Annotated in this window: 19 protein-coding genes; 10 read left to right on the top strand and 9 right to left on the bottom strand. The window is 65.1% G+C overall.

Features of this window, described 5'->3' with window-relative positions:
- Window positions 1–102: 102 nt before the first annotated feature.
- From ACFZCE_RS08215 to ACFZCE_RS08200, 4 genes are all read right to left on the bottom strand, one after another.
- Complete coding sequence (locus ACFZCE_RS08215; RefSeq protein WP_390937840.1) at window positions 103–351, bottom strand: GlsB/YeaQ/YmgE family stress response membrane protein; 249 nt, start codon at window positions 349–351, stop codon at window positions 103–105.
- A 78-nt stretch (window positions 352–429) separates the two neighbouring features.
- Window positions 430–1,506 carry a 5-(carboxyamino)imidazole ribonucleotide synthase gene (locus tag ACFZCE_RS08210; protein WP_390937838.1) on the bottom strand — a complete coding sequence of 359 codons (1,077 nt, stop codon included), beginning with the start codon at window positions 1,504–1,506 and terminating at the stop codon, window positions 430–432.
- Window positions 1,507–1,517: 11 nt separating this feature from the next.
- Window positions 1,518–2,009, bottom strand: coding sequence for a 5-(carboxyamino)imidazole ribonucleotide mutase (purE, locus tag ACFZCE_RS08205; protein ID WP_390937836.1), 492 nt, complete (start codon window positions 2,007–2,009; stop codon window positions 1,518–1,520).
- 177 nt (window positions 2,010–2,186) lie between these two features.
- Window positions 2,187–3,104: a LysR substrate-binding domain-containing protein gene (locus ACFZCE_RS08200; RefSeq protein ID WP_390937834.1), complete on the bottom strand. Its 918-nt coding sequence runs from the start codon at window positions 3,102–3,104 to the stop codon at window positions 2,187–2,189.
- A gap of 175 nt (window positions 3,105–3,279) precedes the next feature.
- On the opposite strand from ACFZCE_RS08200, the gene ACFZCE_RS08195 reads away from it, so the two are divergent.
- Window positions 3,280–4,704, top strand: coding sequence for an aspartate ammonia-lyase (locus tag ACFZCE_RS08195; protein ID WP_390937832.1), 1,425 nt, complete (start codon window positions 3,280–3,282; stop codon window positions 4,702–4,704).
- 91 nt (window positions 4,705–4,795) lie between these two features.
- Here ACFZCE_RS08195 and ACFZCE_RS08190 read toward each other — a convergent pair whose 3' ends face one another.
- Window positions 4,796–5,611 carry a helix-turn-helix domain-containing protein gene (locus ACFZCE_RS08190; RefSeq protein WP_390937830.1) on the bottom strand — a complete coding sequence of 272 codons (816 nt, stop codon included), beginning with the start codon at window positions 5,609–5,611 and terminating at the stop codon, window positions 4,796–4,798.
- A 186-nt stretch (window positions 5,612–5,797) separates the two neighbouring features.
- Here ACFZCE_RS08190 and ACFZCE_RS08185 point away from each other — a divergent pair, with 186 nt between their 5' ends.
- The 6 genes from ACFZCE_RS08185 to ACFZCE_RS08160 all read left to right on the top strand — a co-directional run bounded on the left by ACFZCE_RS08185 (window position 5,798) and on the right by ACFZCE_RS08160 (window position 12,340).
- Complete coding sequence (locus ACFZCE_RS08185) at window positions 5,798–7,243, top strand: amino acid carrier protein (protein WP_390937829.1); 1,446 nt, start codon at window positions 5,798–5,800, stop codon at window positions 7,241–7,243.
- On the top strand, window positions 7,243–8,022 hold the full coding sequence (locus ACFZCE_RS08180) for an aspartate/glutamate racemase family protein (RefSeq protein ID WP_390937827.1): 780 nt from the start codon (window positions 7,243–7,245) through the stop codon (window positions 8,020–8,022). The genes ACFZCE_RS08185 and ACFZCE_RS08180 overlap by 1 nt, the downstream gene beginning before the upstream one ends.
- Window positions 8,019–9,017, top strand: coding sequence for an asparaginase domain-containing protein (locus ACFZCE_RS08175; RefSeq protein ID WP_390937825.1), 999 nt, complete (start codon window positions 8,019–8,021; stop codon window positions 9,015–9,017). The genes ACFZCE_RS08180 and ACFZCE_RS08175 overlap by 4 nt, the downstream gene beginning before the upstream one ends.
- 44 nt (window positions 9,018–9,061) lie before the next feature.
- Window positions 9,062–10,054, top strand: a complete 993-nt coding sequence (locus ACFZCE_RS08170) for an AraC family transcriptional regulator ligand-binding domain-containing protein (RefSeq protein WP_390937823.1) — start codon at window positions 9,062–9,064, stop codon at window positions 10,052–10,054.
- 142 nt (window positions 10,055–10,196) lie between these two features.
- Complete coding sequence (locus ACFZCE_RS08165; protein ID WP_390937821.1) at window positions 10,197–11,240, top strand: histone deacetylase family protein; 1,044 nt, start codon at window positions 10,197–10,199, stop codon at window positions 11,238–11,240.
- Window positions 11,240–12,340, top strand: coding sequence for an extracellular solute-binding protein (locus ACFZCE_RS08160; RefSeq protein WP_390938627.1), 1,101 nt, complete (start codon window positions 11,240–11,242; stop codon window positions 12,338–12,340). The genes ACFZCE_RS08165 and ACFZCE_RS08160 overlap by 1 nt, the downstream gene beginning before the upstream one ends.
- Here the strand turns inward: ACFZCE_RS08160 and ACFZCE_RS08155 are convergent.
- The 4 genes from ACFZCE_RS08155 to ACFZCE_RS08140 all read right to left on the bottom strand — a co-directional run bounded on the left by ACFZCE_RS08155 (window position 12,329) and on the right by ACFZCE_RS08140 (window position 15,472).
- Window positions 12,329–12,667, bottom strand: coding sequence for a helix-turn-helix domain-containing protein (locus ACFZCE_RS08155; protein WP_390937819.1), 339 nt, complete (start codon window positions 12,665–12,667; stop codon window positions 12,329–12,331). The genes ACFZCE_RS08160 and ACFZCE_RS08155 overlap by 12 nt on opposite strands.
- A gap of 40 nt (window positions 12,668–12,707) precedes the next feature.
- Window positions 12,708–12,968: a hypothetical protein gene (locus ACFZCE_RS08150; RefSeq protein WP_390937817.1), complete on the bottom strand. Its 261-nt coding sequence runs from the start codon at window positions 12,966–12,968 to the stop codon at window positions 12,708–12,710.
- A gap of 68 nt (window positions 12,969–13,036) precedes the next feature.
- Window positions 13,037–13,918, bottom strand: coding sequence for a bestrophin family ion channel (locus ACFZCE_RS08145; RefSeq protein WP_390937815.1), 882 nt, complete (start codon window positions 13,916–13,918; stop codon window positions 13,037–13,039).
- A 57-nt stretch (window positions 13,919–13,975) separates the two neighbouring features.
- Complete coding sequence (locus tag ACFZCE_RS08140; protein ID WP_390937813.1) at window positions 13,976–15,472, bottom strand: aminotransferase class I/II-fold pyridoxal phosphate-dependent enzyme; 1,497 nt, start codon at window positions 15,470–15,472, stop codon at window positions 13,976–13,978.
- 97 nt (window positions 15,473–15,569) lie between these two features.
- On the opposite strand from ACFZCE_RS08140, the gene ACFZCE_RS08135 reads away from it, so the two are divergent.
- The 3 genes from ACFZCE_RS08135 (at window position 15,570) to ACFZCE_RS08125 (ending at window position 19,752) form a co-directional block, all read left to right on the top strand.
- Window positions 15,570–16,013, top strand: a complete 444-nt coding sequence (locus ACFZCE_RS08135) for a GNAT family N-acetyltransferase (RefSeq protein ID WP_390937811.1) — start codon at window positions 15,570–15,572, stop codon at window positions 16,011–16,013.
- Between the two features lie 9 nt (window positions 16,014–16,022).
- Complete coding sequence (locus tag ACFZCE_RS08130) at window positions 16,023–16,700, top strand: GNAT family N-acetyltransferase (protein ID WP_390937809.1); 678 nt, start codon at window positions 16,023–16,025, stop codon at window positions 16,698–16,700.
- Window positions 16,701–16,761: 61 nt separating this feature from the next.
- Window positions 16,762–19,752 carry an autotransporter domain-containing protein gene (locus ACFZCE_RS08125; protein ID WP_390937807.1) on the top strand — a complete coding sequence of 997 codons (2,991 nt, stop codon included), beginning with the start codon at window positions 16,762–16,764 and terminating at the stop codon, window positions 19,750–19,752.
- The last annotated feature ends 67 nt before the right edge of the window (window positions 19,753–19,819 follow it).

The raw sequence follows: 19,819 nt of genomic DNA, 5'->3' as shown, positions 1-19,819 counted from the left end.
TAAAGCCATTTTAAGAAATCAGGGCTTTTTAACCCCGATTTAGCGCTCTGATTGCTTAAGTGAACAGCATTACGGCACAGCCGGGCGAAGGGCCGGCGAGCCTTAGCTCTTCTTCTTGATCAACCCGTAGATGACCAGCAACACGATGGCCCCGACCAGCGCGCCCAGGAAGCCCGCGGCCTGGCCAGCCTGGTAGATGCCCAGCGCCTGGCCGCCGTAGGTGGCCAGCAACGAGCCGCCAATCCCCAGCAGCACGGTCATGATGAAGCCCATGCTGTCGTCGCCGGGCTTGAGGAAGCGGGCCAGCAGCCCGACGATGAAACCGATGATGATGGTGCCGATGATACCCATGTGTCTCCCCTTCCAATGGCTGTGCCGCCCACGGCGGCCTCAGCCATCAGAGAGCGGGGAGCTGCGTTGGTTCCACCGTCAAACCAGCGCTTGCACCTCTGCGATGCGCTTTTTCAGCGTGGCCGAATCGGCGCAGCGCAGGGTGGCGTGGCCAACCTTGCGGCCCACCTTGAACGCCTTGCCGTAGTGGTGCAGGTGGCAATCGCCAATGGCCGCGACCTGGGCCACCGCGGGCACTTCGCCGATGAAGTTGATCATCGCGCTCTCGCCCACCTTGGCGGTGGAGCCCAGCGGCAGCCCGGCGACCGCGCGCAGGTGGTTCTCGAACTGGCTGCACTCGGCGCCTTCGATGGTCCAGTGCCCGGAGTTGTGCACCCGTGGGGCGATTTCGTTGGCCTTCAGGCCACCGTCGACCTCGAAGAACTCGAACGCCAGCACGCCGACGTAGTCGAGCTTCTGCAGTACCCGGCCCACGTAGTCTTCGGCCAGCGCCTGCAGCGGGTGGCCACTGCTGGCCACCGACAGGCGCAGGATGCCGTTGTCGTGGGTGTTGTGCACCAGCGGGTAGAAGCGCGTTTCGCCGTCGCGGCCACGCACGGCCACCAGCGACACCTCGCCAGTGAACGGCACGAAGCCCTCGAGCAGGCACGGCACGCTGCCCAGCTCGGCGAAGGTGCCGGCCACGTCGGCGGCGCTGCGCAACACCTTCTGGCCCTTGCCGTCGTAGCCCAGGGTGCGGGTTTTCAGCACCGCCGGCAGGCCGATGCTGGCCACCGCGGCCTCAAGGCCGGCTTGCGACTGGATGTCGGCGAAGGCCGGGGTGGGAATGCCCAGGTCCTTGAACAGGGTTTTTTCGAACAGCCGGTCGCGGGCGATGCGCAGCGCCTCGGCGCTGGGGTACACCGGCACGAACTGCGAAAGGAAGGCGACGGTTTCAGCCGGCACGCTCTCGAATTCGAAGGTGACCAGGTCGACCTCGTCGGCCAACTGGCGCAGGTGCGCCTGGTCGCCGTAGTCAGCCCGCAGGTGCTCGCCCAGCGGCGCCGCACAGGCGTCTGGCGCGGGGTCGAGGAAGGCGAAGTTCATGCCCAGCGGAGTGCCCGCCAGGGCCAGCATGCGGCCCAGCTGGCCGCCACCGATGACACCGATTTTCATGGAACGAGACCTCAGGCCTGGCGCGGATCAGGGTTGTCGAGCACGGTTTGCGTCTGCTCGGTGCGGAACTGCTCCAGCGCCGCATGGTACTGGGGGTGCTTGCCGCCGAGGATGCTCGCCGACAGCAGCGCCGCGTTGACGGCACCGGCCTTGCCGATGGCCAGGGTCGCGACCGGCACGCCCGCGGGCATTTGCACGATCGACAGCAGCGAGTCGACGCCGGAGAGCATCGCCGACTGCACCGGCACGCCCAGCACCGGCAGGTGGGTTTTCGCCGCGCACATGCCCGGCAGGTGGGCGGCGCCGCCGGCACCGGCGATGATCACCTCGATGCCGCGCCCGGCCGCCTGTTCGGCGTATTGGAACAGCAGGTCAGGGGTGCGATGGGCCGATACCACCTTCACTTCGAAGGGAATGCCGAGCTTTTCAAGCATATCGGCGGTGTGGCTAAGGGTGGACCAATCGGACTTGGAGCCCATGATCACGCCAACCAGTGCACTCATCGTCGAGCCTCTTTCATCGTGGCGCCGCGCGGCGCGTCAAAAAACAACAAGCCACGCGGCTAACCAGCGTGGCTTGTAGTGATGGCCGGCCAGGGTGTGCCACCGGCCGAAGGCCGCGCAGTATACCGCAAACCCGCGGGAAAAAACGGCCCCGGCCGATAATCGCAACAGGCCGCCTCAGGCGCCCTCGCCGGCCACGTTGCCCTTGGCTTCAAGCTTGCGCCACAGCAGCCGCACGTTGGCCTTGCGCACCAGCGCGCAGCGGTACAGGCGGATCTCCAGCGGCACCTGCCAATGGGCACCGCCACACACCACCAGTTCGCCCCGGGCCAGCTCGGAACGCACGCTCAGCCGCGGCACCCAGGCCACGCCCATGCCTTCGAGGGCCATCGACTTGTGGCTGTCGGCCATGGCGGTTTCATACACCGTGGTGTAGCGCAGGTTGCGCTGGCGCAGCAGGCCGCTGACCGAACGGCCGAGGAACGCCCCGGCGCTGTAGGCCAACAGCGGCACGCTGGCGTCGCTGTCGAGGTCATACAGCGCCCGGCCGTGGCCATCCACGGCGCACACCGGGAGCATTTCGGTCATGCCCAGGTGCAGCGAGGGAAAGATCTCCGGGTCCATCTGCATGGCCGAGTCCGGGTCGTAGAAGGCCAGCATGATGTCGCAACTCCCCTCGCGCAGGGCATGCACCGCATCGCCGACGTTGGTTGCCACCAGGCGCGTGGCCATCGGCAGGCCGTCGTTGCGCAACTGCGCCACCCAGCCCGGGAAGAACCCCAGCGCCAGCGAGTGCGCCGCGGCCACCTGCACCACCTCGCCCTGGCCGCCTTCGAGGTGATGCAAATGCCGCAGCACCTCGGCGAGCTGGTCGACCACCGTGCGCGCGGTGACCAGGAACAGCTGGCCGGCTTCGGTCAACTCCACCGGGGTGCGCGAGCGGTTGACCAGGGTCAGGCCCAGCGCGGCCTCCAGGCTACGGATGCGCCGGCTGAAGGCCGGCTGGGTGACGAAGCGCCGCTCCGCCGCCTGGGAAAAACTCCGGGTGGCGGCCAGGGCGCTGAAATCTTCGAGCCATTTGCTTTCAAGGTTCATCTCGAACTCCGGTTGCACCGGGTTGCACACGCCCGAGTGCGGCATAAGGTCACATCAATCGTTATGCCGTTTGTGCATAGGCCAGCGAGGAACAGCATTGGCCACCGTACGGCTACAAGTGCAGTATTATAGGCATTCCGGTACAGGCCGGGCCATCCCAGAGACTACCTCTATCATGTCCTCCGCTGCATCAGTGCGCACCGAAAAAGACCTGCTTGGCGTTCTCGAAGTCCCCGCTGATGCCTATTACGGCATCCAGACACTGCGGGCAGTGAACAACTTCCGCCTGACCGGCGTGCCGTTGTCGCACTACCCCAAGCTGGTGGTTGCACTGGCGATGGTCAAACAGGCCGCCGCCGACGCCAACCGCGAACTGGGCCACTTGCCGCAAGACAAACACGCGGCGATCAGCGAAGCCTGTGCCCGCCTTATCCGCGGCGACTACCGTGACCAGTTCGTGGTCGACATGATCCAGGGCGGGGCCGGCACCTCGACCAACATGAACGCCAACGAGGTGATCGCCAACATCGCCCTCGAGGCGATGGGCAAGCAGAAGGGTGAATACCAGTACCTGCACCCGAACAACGACGTGAACATGGCGCAGTCGACCAACGACGCCTACCCCACGGCCATCCGCCTGGGCCTGCTGCTGGGCCACGATGCGCTGCTGGCCAGCCTCGACAGCCTGATCCAGGCCTTCGCCGCCAAGGGCGAGGAATTCGCCCACGTGCTGAAGATGGGCCGCACCCAGCTGCAAGACGCCGTGCCGATGACCCTCGGCCAGGAATTCCACGCCTTCGCCACCACCCTGACCGAAGACCTCAACCGCCTGCGTACCCTGGCCCCCGAGCTGCTGACCGAAGTCAACCTGGGCGGCACCGCGATCGGCACCGGCATCAACGCCGACCCGCGCTACCAGCACCTGGCGGTGCAGCGCCTGGCGACCATCAGCGGCCAACCGCTGGTACCCGCCGCCGACCTGATCGAAGCCACCTCCGACATGGGCGCCTTCGTGCTGTTCTCGGGCATGCTCAAGCGCACCGCGGTCAAGCTGTCGAAGATCTGCAACGACCTGCGCCTGCTCTCCAGCGGCCCGCGCACCGGCATCAACGAGATCAACCTGCCGGCGCGCCAGCCGGGCAGCTCGATCATGCCGGGCAAGGTCAACCCGGTGATCCCGGAGGCGGTGAACATGGTCGCCTTCGAAATCATGGGCAACGACCTGGCGCTGACCATCGCCGCCGAAGGCGGGCAACTGCAGCTGAACGTGATGGAGCCGCTGATCGCCTACAAGATCTTCGACTCGATCCGCCTGCTGCAGCGCGCCATGGACATGCTGCGCGAGCACTGCGTGGTGGGCATCACCGCCAACGAACAACGCTGCCGCGAACTGGTCGAGCACTCGATCGGCCTGGTCACCGCGCTGAACCCTTACATCGGCTATGAAAACGCCACCCGCGTCGCCCGCACCGCGCTGCAAACCGGCCGCGGCGTGCTGGAGCTGGTACGCGAAGAAGGGCTGCTCGACGACGCCATGCTGGCCGACATCCTGCGCCCGGAAAACATGATCGCCCCGCGCCTGGCCCCACTGAAGGCCTAAACGCGCACTGTCTCACCAGGTCGAGGGACTAGACACCTCTCACCTTTCAAGGCTCCAGGGCAGTCCCTGGGGCCTTTTTTTTGTGCCTGGGTTACTGGCCAATCTGAAACAACCCATCCTGCAGGCGGGTATCGGCCAGGCGCGCCTTGATGTCATCGTCGATGTCGGGCGAATCGGGGCTGTGCAGGCGTACCTTGCGGTAGGCACTGACGCGGTTGACCTCGCTGCCCAGGTACTCCCACACCACCCGCGTGCAGGCCGGGGCGCGTTGGTCGGCGGAGGACACACCGATCTTCAAGCCATTGAGCCGGCTGATCCGCGCTTTATAGCTGGGGATCAGAACTGTCTGAGAAATCTCGTTGGAGGTCAGCGACTCGTAATCGACGAAGAACAGCCGGTTCTGCAGGTAATAGGCCACGCCCAGGTAGCGGTAGCGCTCGAACTCCTCGCCACGCCCGGTATTGCTTTGCAGACGTTCGTTTCGTTCGTAGGTATAGTGCCCGCCCTCTTCGCGCAGGTGCACCAGCGCGCAGAGGATGCGCCCGGGCACCGACATGGAGTGGTAGTACTCATGGTAGTAGCCAGCCAGGGCTTTCAGTTCAGGGGAAGAACACTGCCGCAGGTGGTCCAGGATGCCACGTGGGGCGCTCTTGTCCGCCTTTTCGCCGGCCGTGGGCTGGCGCACACCGATCAACCGGGTGAACTGCTCGGCCGGTAGGCCGATTTCGTACTCTTCAACCCCGAAAAAGTCGCAGATGCGCTTGAGGTTGAAGGGCGTGGGCAGGCTTTGGCCGCTAAGGTACTTGTTGAACTGCGCACGGTTGATGCCCAGTTGGCGGCAAACTTCGGCGATTGACCGGTAATGGCGGCACAACAGCTGAAGATTTGAGGGAAGGTGATCACGCATGGTTCGCTCGTCGGAATGGCGCGGCATGATGCGAAGGTAGCATCAAGTCGCAACAAATTCTAACAACCTGCGAACTTGTTCATGGCGGCACAATCGCCAACTATTTGCGCCCCTGGTCCGGGGCAGCGGCCACGAGCCAAAACCGGCCAGGTTCGCCATCAGAAAAAAAACAGCGAGGTTTACTCAATGCTCGAAGTCATCAACGACTTCCTTTCCGGCAAAGTACTGATCGTACTCATCGTCGGCCTTGGCGGTTACTTCACGATCCGTTCGCGTTTCGTGCAGTTGCGCCATTTCTGCCATATGTTCGCTGTGTTTCGTGACAGCTTGCGCAACAGCTCCTCCCAGCTTTCGTCGTTCCAGGCACTGATGCTCAGCCTGGCCGGCCGCGTGGGCGCCGGTAACATCGCCGGTGTCGGCGTGGCCGTGACCCTTGGCGGCCCGGGCGCGGTGTTCTGGATGTGGGTCACCGCCCTGGTGGGCATGGCCAGCAGCTTCTTCGAATGCTCCCTGGCGCAGTTGTTCAAGCGCTGCTCGCCGGATGGCCAGTACGTCGGCGGCCCGTCGTTCTACATCCAGCACGGCCTGAAACAGCGCTGGCTGGGGATGGTCATGGCGTTCTTGCTGCTGATCACCTTCGGCTTCGCCTTCAACGGCCTGCAGTCGCACGCAGTCACCACCTCGCTGAACGACGCCTTCGGCGTTGACGTGCGCTACGCCGGGATCGCCCTGGCGGTGCTGATGGCGCTGGTGTTCATCGGCGGGATCAAGCGTATCGCCAAGGTCGCCGACCTGCTGGTACCGGTGAAAACCCTCGCCTACATCGCCGTGACCCTCTACGTGATCGTGCTGCAGCACGAGTTGGTGCCACAAATGCTGATGACCATCGTCAAGAGCGCCCTGGGTATCGACCAGGTGTTCGGCGGGCTGATCGGCAGCGCCATCGTGATGGGCGTGAAGCGTGGCGTGTTCGCCAACGAAGCCGGCCTGGGCAGCGCCCCCAACGTGGCCGCGGTGGCGCAGGTCGAGCACCCGGTGGCACAGGGCGTGGTGCAGGCGTTCAGCGTGTTCCTCGACACCTTCGTGATCTGCACCTGCACCGCGCTGCTGATCCTGCTGTCGGGCATCTACTCGGTGAGCTTCGCCGGCAACGGCATCGTCCTGGCGCAGGATTCGCTCGCCGCCGTGGTCGGGCCGTGGGGCAAGATCTTCATCAGCGTGGCGCTGGCGTTGTTCGTGTTCACCTCGATGCTCTACAACTACTACCTGGGCGAGAACAACCTGCGCTTCATGGTCGGTGAGCGCAAAGGCGCCGTGTGGAGCTACCGCGCGCTGGTGCTGGCGCTGGTGGTCTGGGGCGCGGTCGAAGACCTCTCCACCGTATTCGCCTTCGCCGACATCACCATGACCCTGCTGGCGTTCGTCAACCTGATCTCGCTGTTCCTGCTGTTCAACATCGGCCTGCGCCTGCTGGCGGACTACGACGGCCAGCGCAAGGCCGGGATCAAAACCCCGGTGTTCGACCGCAGCCAGTTCAGCGACCTCGACCTCGACCCTCAGGCCTGGCCGCTGAAGGGTGAAACCCCGGCCGCCGCCACCGAGGCCCAGGCCAAGCCGCAGGCCCAACACTGATGGAGCGCGCGGCGGGCCTGGCCGGCGCGCGCTATCAGGCCCGCCCCCGGCTCGGCATCATCACCGGGTCCGGGCCTGAGGCCGGCATGGACATGTGGGCCAAGCTGCTGGTGGAAAACCGCCGGCGGCTGGGCCCGCGCTTTCGCGGCGACATCGACGCGCCCGCCCTGCGCCTGGTCAGTGACCCGGAGCTGGGCCTGTCGATGGAGCTGGAAACCACCGAAGACCAAGTGTGGCTGGCGCTGCGCGATGCCATCTGTGCCCTCGACGGGCAGGTGGCGGCGTTCGCCATCGCCTGCAACACCCTCAACCTGTTCGCCGAGCGCATCGCCGGCCTGCGCCTGCAGAGCGAGTTCGTCTCGTTCCAGGGCGTGGTGCACGCCTGGGCGGCCGAGCAGGGCATTCAGCAACTGTGTGTGCTCGGTGGCCGCCAGGTCGCGGAGCTCGGCGCCTGGTCGGCCTACCGCGCGCTGGCCGGGCAGGTGCGCTGCGAGCCGGTGCCGGATGCCGCCGCTCTGCACCAACTGATTTACGACATCAAAACCCACGGTGCCGAGCACCCGGGCCTGGCGGCGCGGTTCGACACCTTGCTGGCCGGCATCGGCAGCGATACGGTGTTGCTGGCCGGCATCGGCAGCGATACGGTGTTGCTGGCCTGCACCGAACTGCCATTGCTCAACGGTTTGAACACCTCAAAAAACCTGGTCGACGTGACCCAACTGGTCGCCCAGGCATTACTCGATCACAGCGGCGTATTCGCTACGGAGCCCTCCCCATGACCTCCCCGCAACCCGCGCGCAACGTACGCGTGCTCTACACCGGCGGCACCATCGGCATGCTGCAGAACGCCAACGGCAGCCTGGCGCCCGCCAGCGGTTTCGAAGGCCGCATGCGCGCGCAGCTGAAGGAGCAGGCGGTCGCCGTGCCGGCGTGGTCGTTCCGTGAGATGCAGCCGCTGATCGACAGCGCCAACATGACCCCAGCCTACTGGCAGCAACTGCGCGAGGCCATCGTGCAAGCGGTAGACGCCGACGGCTGTGACGCGGTGCTGGTGCTGCATGGCACCGACACCCTCGCCTACAGCGCCGCGGCCCTGGCGTTCCAACTGCTTGGCCTGCCGGCGCCGGTGTTGTTCACCGGCTCCATGCTGCCGGCTGGCGCGCCCCAGAGCGATGCCTGGGAAAACGTCAACGGCGCCCTCGCCGCCCTCGGCGCCGGGCAACCGGCCGGCGTGCAGTTGTTCTTCCATGGCGAGCTGATCGCCCCCAGCCGCTGCGCGAAAATCCGCAGCTACGGCCGCCGCCCGTTCGCGTCGTTGCAACGCAACGGCGGCGTGGCCAAGGCCGAGGCGCTGCCGGCGCAACTGCGCTACACCCAGCACAAGGAACTGGCCAACGTGGCCGCCCTGCCGCTGGTGCCAGGCTTCGACGCCGCGGTGTTGCGGGCGATCGTCGACAGCGGTGTGCAGGGGCTGATCCTCGAGTGCTACGGCAGCGGCACCGGCCCCAGCGACAACAGCGCCTTCCTGGAAGCCTTGCAGCATGCCAAGGCCAAAGGGGTGATCGTGGTCGCCATCACCCAGTGCCATGAAGGCGGGGTCGAGTTGGGCATCTACGAAGCCGGCAGCCGCTTGCGTGAAGCCGGGGTGTTGTCTGGCGGCGGGATGACCCGTGAAGCCGCTTTCGGCAAGCTGCATGGCCTGCTGGGCATTGGCTTGTCGCCGAGCGAAATTCGCCGCCTGGTTGAGCTCGACCTGTGCGGTGAGCTGCGCTAGGTACGTAACTTGCTCGGTCAGGCCCACACCCAAGGGCCTGGCCGATGCTCCACTCCCACCTCACCACCCTCAACGCCGTCTCGCTGGTGCTCAGCACCCTGCGCGATGAGGGCGTCAGCGCCGCCACGCTGTTGGCCGGCAGCGGTATCTGCGAAGCGGATCTCGCCCAACTCGACCCTCGGATCACCACCGCCCAGGAGATGCAGGTGTGCGCCAACGCACTGGCCCTGCGCGAAGCCTTTGGCCTGGAATTGGGCCAGCGGATGCATGTGTCGTCTTACGGCATGCTCGGTTACGCCCTGCTGCTCAGTGCCACCTTAGGTAGCGCCCTGGCGCTGGCGTTACGTTACCCGGCGCTGCTCGGCACGCTGTTCCACCTGCGCCTAGTGCCAGACGGCGAGCGCGTGTGGCTGTGCGCCAGCGATTACGACCACCGCCCGGAGCTGGCGGTGTTCAACGCTGAACTGTGCCTGGGCTCGCTGCGGGTGATCTGCAGCGACCTGCTCGGCCAGCGCCTGCCGTTGCTGGCCGCGCGCTTTGCCCACCCGGCCCCCGCCTACCATCAGCAATACACCGCGCGGTACGGCTGCCCGGTGCAGTTTGGCGCCGCCGACCACGGCTTTGCCTTCGCCCGCCAATGGCTGGAGCAGCCACTGCCCCTGGCCGACGCAGTCACCCACCGCGCCATGGCCGAGCGCTGCCGCCAGCAGAACGCCGAGTTCACCGGCCGCCAGGCCTGGCTGGGGCGGATCCGCCAACTGCTGGCCGAGCAGTTGGCCAGCCCGCCTGGGCTGGAAGGCCTGGCGCGGCAGATGAAGTGCTCGTCGCGCAGCCTGCGCCGGCACCTGCACGCGGTGGGCAGCAGCTACCAGGACCTGCTCGACGGCCTGCGCTTCGAACGCGCCAAGCACCTGCTTGCCGAGGGCCAGTGGCCCATCCAGCACATCGCCGATGCCTTGGGCTACAGCGAAACCGCCAGCTTTCGCCATGCGTTCATCCGCTGGAGCGGTGTAGCGCCCAGCCAGTTTCGCACCTGAACGGGGCTGGGCGCCCTCTAAAAGAGCGATATGCGGTCAGTGGTTTTGGCCACATCGATCCCCTTTTGGCCGTTCGCAACGTTCTCCCCCGGGGCCAGCTACTTTGACAATGCAAGGCGCCACCCGCCTGAGGAGAACAACAATGCTGACCATCTACTCTGACGACCACCACCTGCACCACGGCCGCTGCGAGCTGATCGACGGGCAACTGATGCCCTGCTTCGAGATGCCGTCGCGGGCTGATCACATTCTGCAACGTGTACAGGCCCAGGCCCTCGGCCCGGTCGAGCCGCCCAAGGACCACGGCCGCGAGCCGCTGCGCCGGGTGCACAGCGATGACTACCTGGCGTTTTTCGAAGGCGCCTGGGCGCGCTGGCAGGCCATGGGCGATGACGGTGACCTGCTGCCCTTCACCTGGCCGGCGCGCACCCTGCGCGCGGTCAAGCCGCGGGGCCTGCATGGCGAGCTGGGCTACTACAGCTTCGACGGCGGCGCGCCGATCACCGCCGGCACCTGGCAGGCGGCCTACAGCGCCGCCCAGGTGGCGCTCACCGCCCAGGCCGCGGTGCAGGCCGGCGCCGACAGCGCCTTTGCCCTCTGCCGGCCGCCGGGGCACCACGCCGCCAGCGACCTGATGGGCGGCTACTGCTACCTGAACAACGCCGCCATCGCCGCCCAGGCGTTCATCGACCAGGGCCGCGCCAAGGTGGCGATCCTCGACGTGGACTACCACCACGGCAACGGCACCCAGTCGATTTTCTACGATCGCGCCGACGTGCTGTTCACCTCGATCCACGGCGACCCGGCCGATGAGTTTCCGTTCTTCCTCGGCTATGCCGACGAAACCGGCGAAGGCGCGGGCGAAGGCTTCAACCTCAACCTGCCGCTGCCCCACGGTAGCGACTGGGCGCGTTGGAGCCAGGCCCTGGAGCATGCCTGCCAGGCCATCGCCGAGTACGGCGCCGAGGTGCTGGTGGTATCGCTGGGGGTAGACACCTTCAAGCAAGACCCGATCTCGCAGTTCAAGCTCGACAGCCCCGACTACCTGACCATGGGCGCGCGCATCGCCGCCCTCGGCCTGCCGACGCTGTTCGTGATGGAAGGCGGCTACGCCGTGGAAGAAATCGGCATCAACGCCGTGAACGTACTCGAAGGTTACCAAACCGCCCGCAAGGAGGCCGCATGATGAACTGGCTCAAACGTTCCCTGGCATCGGCGCTGTGCGCCGCGCTGGCCACTGGCATGGCGAGTGGCGCCGAACAGCGCACGCTGAAGGTGTACAACTGGTTCGACTACATCACCCCGCAAACCCTTACGGCGTTTCAGCAAGAGGCCAACCTGAAGCTGGTGTACGACATCTTCGACACCAACGAGGCGCTGGAAGCCAAGCTGCTCACTGGCAACTCCGGCTATGACGTGGTGGTGCCCTCGAACGTGTTCCTGGCCAAGCAGATCGAGGCCGGGGTGTTCCAGCCGCTGGACCGCGCCAAGCTGCCGAACTGGCAGCACCTCGACCCGAAGCTGATGAAACTGCTCGAAGCCAACGACCCCGGCAACCGCTTTGCCGTGCCATACATGTACGGCACGATTCTGATCGGCTTCAACCCGGCCAAGGTCAAGGCCGCGCTGGGCGACGATGCGCCGGTGGACAGTTGGGACCTGCTGTTCAAGCCTGAGAACATCAGCAAGCTGAAAAGCTGCGGCGTGGCGATGCTCGACTCGCCGTCGGAGATCCTGCCACTGGCGCTGCAGTACCTCGGCCTGGACCCAAACTCCAACAAACCGGCCGACTACCAGAAGGCCGAGCAGTTGATGCTGAAGATCCGCCCGGACATCACCTACTTCCACTCTTCCAAGTACATGGCCGACATCGCCAACGGCGACATCTGCGTGGCCGTGGGCTACTCGGGCAGCTTCTCCCAGGCCGCCAACCGCGCCAAAGAAGCCAAGAACGGCGTGGTGGTCGACATGCGCCTGCCCAAGGAAGGCGCGCCGATCTGGTTCGACATGCTGGCCATCCCCAAAGGCGCGGCCAACCCCGAAGACGCCCATGCATTCATCAACTACCTGCTGCGCCCCGAGGTGATCGCGCCGATCAGCGACTTCGTGGGCTACCCCAACCCCAACAAGGACGCCACCGACAAGGTAGACCCGGCGATCCGCAACAACCCCAACCTCTACCCCACCGAAGCGGCGATGGCGCACCTGTATACGCTCAAGCCGCTGGACCGCGACGGTGAACGCGCGCGCACCCGGGCGTGGACGCGGATCAAGTCAGGGACTTGAGGGCTCAGGGCCGTCCAGTTGCGCCAGCCACTGGACGGTTTCAGGATGTTTGGCAATCAACCGAATCAGAATAGTTGCCTGGTCGTTCGGCCGGGAGCGACCTTGCTCCCAATTTTTCAACGTAGACGGCTTGGCATGCAGGGTTTGCGCAAATACCGGCTGAGACATATTCAAACTACGCCGTACTTCTTGAATTTCTTCGGCAGAGGCCGGCGCCAATGCTTCAAGATCATGCACATGCCCCCGCAGCGTTCGTTTGCCCTGCCGGTGCGCGGCCAGGTCATCGAAGCCTTCCAGCAGCTCAGCGTAAATATTCCTTTGTTTCATTGCTCAGCCCTCGCGCTCAATTCGCGCTCTAGCAAAGATTTCAGCCCTGTACGTTGCTCATGGCAAAGGTCATCCTGCTGCGCTTTCCTTTTCCGCGGTGAGGGTCCGCGTATCGAACTTTTCGCAGGCCACCGGTACCTGCAATTACATCGCCCGAATATGGGCGCTCAAGAAGCATTTCTTGCAATCCACGAAACTGCTCATCGGAAAGGAGACCTGACCGGTGGCGCTCGAAGGGCTTGAGCTCTAGAAACATCTGCAGCATCAAATTGTACGCCATTTGCGTATAAATTGGCTGCAAGCTTTCTCCAGATCCCCAAGCCAGGTAAAGCGCCTAACTGTTTCCTCAAGCTTCCAGGCGCTAGGCCATCACGCCGGCACCCGCTGCGCATCCCGCAGCATCGTCAGCAGGTTGCCCTCGATGTTCTCGCACAGTGAATCCATCCTGATCTGGTGCTCGCTGGGCTGGAAGGGGCTTTGCAGGTCGCTGCCGATCTTCTCGATGGCCAGCAGCATGAAGCCCACCACGCTGGAGGCCAGTGGGGTGAACCAACCGAGGGTTTCGACCAGGCCGATCGGCACGATCATGCAGAACAGCGTGATGAAGATCCGCGGGAACGCCACGTAGGGGTACGGCAGCGGCGTGTTGGCGATGCGCTCCATCCCGCCCTGGGCGTTGGAGATGTCGACCAGGGTGGATTCGATCCGCGCCAGGCGGATGCTGTCGAGCCGGCCGCTTTTGTATTCCTGGGCGATCATGCCGGCGGAATAGTTGAGGATGTCGTTGGGGAAGTTGTTGGTGTGCTGGCGGCGGGCGTACTCGGCGGGCGTGAGCAGGCTTTCAACGCTCTCAGGCATCGGCTGGTGGCGCAGGTGCGCGTTCAGGCAGCGCACGTAGGCCACGTGGCGGCGCAGCAGGGTGCCCTTGATTTCGTTTTTTTCGTCGAGGTCGTCGATCAGCGTGAGCACCTGGCGGCCGAAGCTGCGCGAGTTGTTGACCATGGTGCCCCACAGGGTGCGCGCCTCCCACCAACGGCCATAGGCGCTGGAGTTGCGAAAACTGGTGAGCACCACCAGCGCCGAGCCAAGCAGCGTGAGCGGCAGGTTGGGCAGGGTCAGCTTGCGTTCGAGAAACACCATGTAATCCACGGTGACGATCACATCCCAGATGAGCAGCCAGAACAACGACCAGCCTACGTAACGGACGGTCTGCTGGATCACTCGGCACTGGCGGGTCAATAGGTTGGCCATAAGCCGGGCTCCTGTGGTTTTACGTCAGAGCCTTCGAATGCAAATGGCTGGAAGGGTTCAGCGCCGCCAGGCAATCTGCAGTGCTTTACACGCCTCGGCGATAGCCCCCTCGTTGACGCTGGCAAAGCCCAGCACCAGGCCAGTACGGCTGGGCGCGGCAGGGCCTTGCCGGTAGGCACTGAGCCGGTTCAGCTCAACGCCCGCCGCTGCCGCCCGGCTGACCAACTCGGCCTCCCGCGCGGCATTGGCCACCTCCACGCTCAGGTGCAAGCCGGCACTCACCCGCGGCAGCGGCGCGCAGCCGGCCACGGCCTGCGGCCAGTGCTCGATCAACGCATTGCGCCGCGCCAGCGCGGCCTTGCGCATGCGCCGGATATGCCGCTGGAAGTGCCCATCGGCGATGAACCGCGCCATCACCTTCTGCGTGCCCACCTCGAGGTGGCGGCCGGCCAACGCGCTGGCGTTGACGAACGCCGGCACCAGCGCCGGGGGCAATACCAGGTAGCCCAGGCGCAGCGCGGGGAACGCCACCTTGCCGAACGTGCCCACGTAAACCACCCGCCCGGCGCGATCGAGAGCCGCCAGGGGCGCGAGCGGCGCACCGCTGTAGCGGTACTCGCCGTCGTAGTCGTCTTCGATGATCCAGCCATTCTGCCGCTGCGCCCACTCCAGCAGCGCCAAGCGCCGGGCCAGGCTCATGGTCACCCCGGTAGGGTACTGGTGCGCGGGGGTGACGTAGGCCAGTTGGCACCCCGCGAGCGCCGCCAGTTGCTCGACGCAAAGCCCTTCGGCGTCGACCTCGACCGGCTGCACCTGAGCGCCGGCATTGGCCAGGGCAAGGCCCGCGGCACGGTACCCGGGGTTTTCCACAGCGGCGCAGGTGCCAGGTTGTAGCAGGATCTGTGCACAAAGTGCTACGGCCTGTTGTGCGCCGCAGGTGAGCACAATTTGATCAGCATCGCAGTACAACCCGCGCGAGCTGCGTAAATAGGCGGCGATCAGCTCGCGCAGTTGGCGGTCCCCGGCGGGGTGCTGGTAACCCAGGTCTGCCAGCGCCGGGGCCCGCCAATAGGCGGCTTGCAGCTTGCTCCAGGTGTGAAACGGGAACAGATCGAACGCCGGCACCCCCACCCGGAAGGCCTTCGGTGGCTGCGCCGAGGGCAACGGCAAGGCCAACGCGGGCAATGTTACCTCGCCTGCCGCGTCGGCCTTTTGCGGGCAATCTGTGGACAACCCTGTTGATAAGCCTGGGGATAAACCTGTGGATGACTTTGTGGATTGTTTCACGGCGTCAAGCGCCAGCGGTGAAACATATGTGCCATCCCCTACCCTACCCTCGATAAACCCCTCGGCGTAGAGCTGGTCATAGGCGCGCATCACGCTGTTGCGAGAAATCCGCAGTGCGCTGGCCAACTCGCGGCTGGCCGGCATGCGCACGCCACTGGCCAGGCGGCCGTCGAGCATGCGCGCGCGCAGCGCCTGGTACAGCTGGCGGCTGAGGCCGCCGGCGCGGTCCAGTTGCAGGCCGGCGGGGTCGAAAGGCAATCGGGTCATGGTAATGGACCTACGCAAATACGCGGCAATGGATCTTGGGAAGGGCCAATTTGCCACCTAGCATGGGGCACACGCAACCCACCCCCTGGAGCCGACCATGCCCCTCACCCTCCGCCCCGCCCGCGCCGAAGACCACGCTGCCTGGCTGCCCCTGTGGCAGGCCTACCAGGCTTTTTACAACGTCAGCCTCAGCGAGGCCGTGACAGCCAGCACCTGGGCGCGCATTCTCGATGAACACGAGCCGATCCATGCCACGCTGGCTTGGCAGGGGGCCACCGCGGTGGGCCTGGTGCACTACATTTATCATCGCTCGTGCTGGAGCATCGAGAACTCCTGCTACCTGCAGGATCTAATCGTCAGCGAGGGGCAACGGGGCCAAGGTACAGGCCGGCGGTTGATCGAGCACGTGTACCAGCAGGCGAAGGCCGATGGCTGCGTGAAGGTCCACTGGCTGACCCATGAAACCAACAGCACCGCCATTGGCCTGTACGAGCAAGTGGCCGAGCGCCCCGGCTTCATACAGTTTCGAAAGGCCATCTAGGAGCCAATAATGTCCACTGCACTGCACTGGAACCCCGTGAAAGCCCCTGTGGCCACGACGATCGAAGGCCGTTACATGCGCCTTGAAAAGCTCGACCCCGGCCGCCACGGCGATGACCTGTGGGATCTGCTGCACGGCCCGGCCGCGGATAAAAAGCAGTGGGACTACCTGCCCTACGGGCCCTTCCGCGACCGCGAGATGTTCGACATCTGGCTAGACGGCTACGCGGTCAGCCCAGACCCGCTGGGCTATTGCGTGGTCGACCGCAAAACCGAGCAGGCCCAGGGCATCCTCAGCCTGATGTCGATCGTGCCGGCCCACGGCCGTATCGAGATCGGCCATGTGGCGTTTTCCTCGGCGATGCAACGCACGCCCAAGGGCACCGAGGCCATCTACCTGCTGGCGCAGTACATCTTTGGCCTGGGTTACCGGCGCGTGGAATGGAAGTGCGACAACGCCAACGAACGCTCACGCCGCGCCGCCACCCGCTTCGGCTTCACCCCCGAGGGGGTGTTCCGCCAGCACATGGTGGTCAAGGGGCATAACCGCGATACCGCCTGGTTCTCGATCCGCGACCAAGACTGGCCCGCGCTGGAAAAAAGCTACGAGGCCTGGTTAGCCCCCAGTAACTTCAAACAGGGTGAACAGATACAAACCTTGGAGAAACTGCGCGGACTGTATCCATAAAAATGTAATGTCACTTGGCTATACAGGGCGATCCTAAAGAAAAACTCATGGTCGCCCTCCTATGTTATTCACACCCCACCGCTTGGCCGCCGCCGTCGCCCTGCTGAGTGCCGGCGCGCCTCTGGCCGCGCACGCTACTGGCTACAACCTCGACACGACTTCCAGCAGCCAGGTGAGCTTGGTGGGTGGCGATACCTACACGGTGGGCAGTAACGGCAAGCTCACCCCTTCAGGTGGCAAAAAAGCAGTGAGCTTGGCGGCCGACACCGCCGGCCAGACCATCACTGTGGATAACGCTGGGCAAATTACCTCGACCGCCAAACGCGGCATCGACACAGACGCCGACGGCGTGAGCGAAACCCATTTCGTGATCACCAACCGGGCTGGCGCGCTGATCAAGGGCTACGACGACGGTATCCGTATCGACACCAACCCCACGGCGGGCGGCACCGTCGTGATCAACAACGCCGGCACCATCACCTCCCAGACCGGGCAGGCCATCGACCTCGAAAGCGTGGGCATCGACAACCCGCTGTTCGGCACTGTGATCACCAACCAGGCGACCGGGGTTATCCACAGCGATGGCAACGACGCCTTGAAAACCGGCTCCAATGCCGTGTTGTACAACTACGGAGAGATATCCACAGCCACCGCGCCGCAAAAGAGTGACGGTAGCGACGACCATTACGATGGCGTCAAGATCGACGAATCGACCAACGTCACGGTGTACAACTACGGCACCATCAGTGCCGACCGCCACGGCATCGACCTGAAAACCGATGCCACACTGTACAACTACGAAGGCGCCAGCATCACTGGGCGCAACGGCTCGGGCTTCGGCTCAGATGGCTATGGCACGGTGTACAACTGGGGCACCATCACCGGCGCGAAGAACGACAGCAAGGTCAACGGCGACGGCGATGGTGTCGACATCGACTTTGTTGGCCATGTGTATAACTACGGCATCATCCAGGGCCAGGGCGCCAAAGGCGTGGACTCCGGCGGCCAGCCGAACAACAGCGAAGGCATCGCCATGGGCGGCGGTGAAGTCATCAACTATGCAGGCGGGATCATCCGCAGCGTTGACAACGGCATCCTGGTTGACGACGGTTCCAACGGCTCCGGCGTGGCCACCACCCATATCACCAACTATGGCACCATCGAAGGCACCAACGGGTTCGGTATCAAGCTGGTAGGCGACTTTGCCGACACCGTGATCAACGCCGGCACCATCAGTGGTGGTGACGGCCTGGCCCTGAGCATGGGCGCCGGCGACGACAGCCTGATCGTACAAACCGGCGGCGTGTTCGACGGCCTGGTAGACGGCGGCGACGGCACCGACACCGTTGAGTTGCAGGGCACCGGTACGTTCGGCAACAGCGCCAACTTCGAAAAACTGCTGGTCAGCAGCGGCCAGTGGACCCTCACCAGCATCGATGACTTCAGCCAGGGCGGCGAAGTGGCCAGCGGCGCCACGCTGATCAACCAGGGCAGTGTGCTCGGCACGATGCTGGTCGATGCCGGTGGCGTTTATGCCGGTGGCGGTTCGGTGGGCGGGCTGACGGTCAACGGCACCCTGCTGACCAACACCGGCCTCGGCGTGGCCCACGTGGCCGGCGACCTGACCTTCGGCAGCGGCGGGGCCCTGGTGTACGGGGTGAACGCCGACGGCAGCAGCGCGCCAATCAGCGTAAGCGGCACCGCCAGCCTGAACGGCGCCAGCCTGCAGGTGCAACCTTCGGCCGGCGAGTACCCCTGGCAAAGCCATTACACCGTGCTGACCGCCAGCGCGGTGAACGGTACCTTCGGCAGCGTGACCAGTGACTACGCCTTCCTCACCCCCACGCTGACCTACAGCAGCACCAGCGTTGGGCTGGATTACACCCGCAACGACGTCAGCTTCGCCAGCTATGCCAGCAGCGGCAACGGCGGCGCCGCGGCCCGCAGCCTCAGCGGCCTCGGCAGCAGCAGCAAGCTGTACAACGCCCTGCTCAACACCTCTACCGCTTCGGCCAGCAGCGCCATCGAGCAATTGGCCGGCAGCAGCACCGCCAACCTCGCCGCCGCGACCGTGAGCGGCAGCGCCCAGGTGGGCAGCACCATGCTCTCGGCGATGCAATCGATGGGCAGCAACGCCAGCCTGCTGGTGGGCATGAACGACCAGGACACCCCCACCCTGGCCGCCACCGGTGTGCCGCAAAGCGCGCGCAACCTGAACAACCCGAACGCCTTGGGCCGGGTGTGGGTGCAGGCGCTGGGCAGCTACGGCAAGCTCGACAGCAGCCATGGCGGCAGCAGCCTGGAACAACGCACCCGCGGCGCGGTGCTGGGCGCAGACTGGGCCCTGAACGACCTGTGGCGCCTGGGTGTGCTGGGCGGTTACTCGCGCACCACCCTCGACACCACCGGCATGGATGGCAACGTTGGCAGCTGGCACGCCGGCGTTTATGCACTGCGCCAGAGCGGCCCACTGGCCCTGCGCCTGGGCGCGGCCTACAGCAGCCATGACGGCGAAAGCAAACGCAGCATCAGCTTCGACGGCTTCAACGAGCGCCCCAAGGGCAACTACGACGCCGCCAGCCAGCAGGCCTTCGCCGAGCTGGGCTATGCCCTGGGCAGCGGCCGCTTCAGCGCCGAGCCATTCGCCAACCTCGGCTACCAGCGCTACCACCGCGACGCCTACAGCGAAAAAGGCGGCGATGCCGCGTTGCGCGTAGAGGCCGATACCCAGGAGAACGTGACCAGCACCTTCGGTGTGCGAGTGGCGCACCTGGGCCAGTTGGCCAACGGCATGAGCCTGACCCCACGCGGCAGCCTCGGCTGGCGCCATACCTACGGCAGCGTCGATACCAGCAGCCGCCAGGCGTTTCTCTCCGGTGGCAACGCGTTCAGCGTCGAAGGCAGTGCCCTGGACCGCGACAGCCTGGTGGTCGAGGCCGGCCTTGACCTCGGCGTGAGCGCCCGGCAAACCCTGGGCGTGGGTTACAGCGGCGAACTGGGCAGCAACAGCCGCAACCACGCGGTGGTCGGCCAGTGGCAGCTGAAGTTCTGAAAATAGCGGTAATACATATTTAGTGACGCCAAGGCGCTGCCGGGATCCAATCGCCCAGCGCTATACT

The organism is Pseudomonas sp. NPDC007930 (genome assembly GCF_042958985.1).
In the GTDB taxonomy this organism is placed as follows: Bacteria; Pseudomonadota; Gammaproteobacteria; order Pseudomonadales; family Pseudomonadaceae; genus Aquipseudomonas.
The sequence above is the reverse complement of the archived record's forward strand: the minus strand, read 5'-3'. Positions and strand labels throughout refer to the sequence as shown.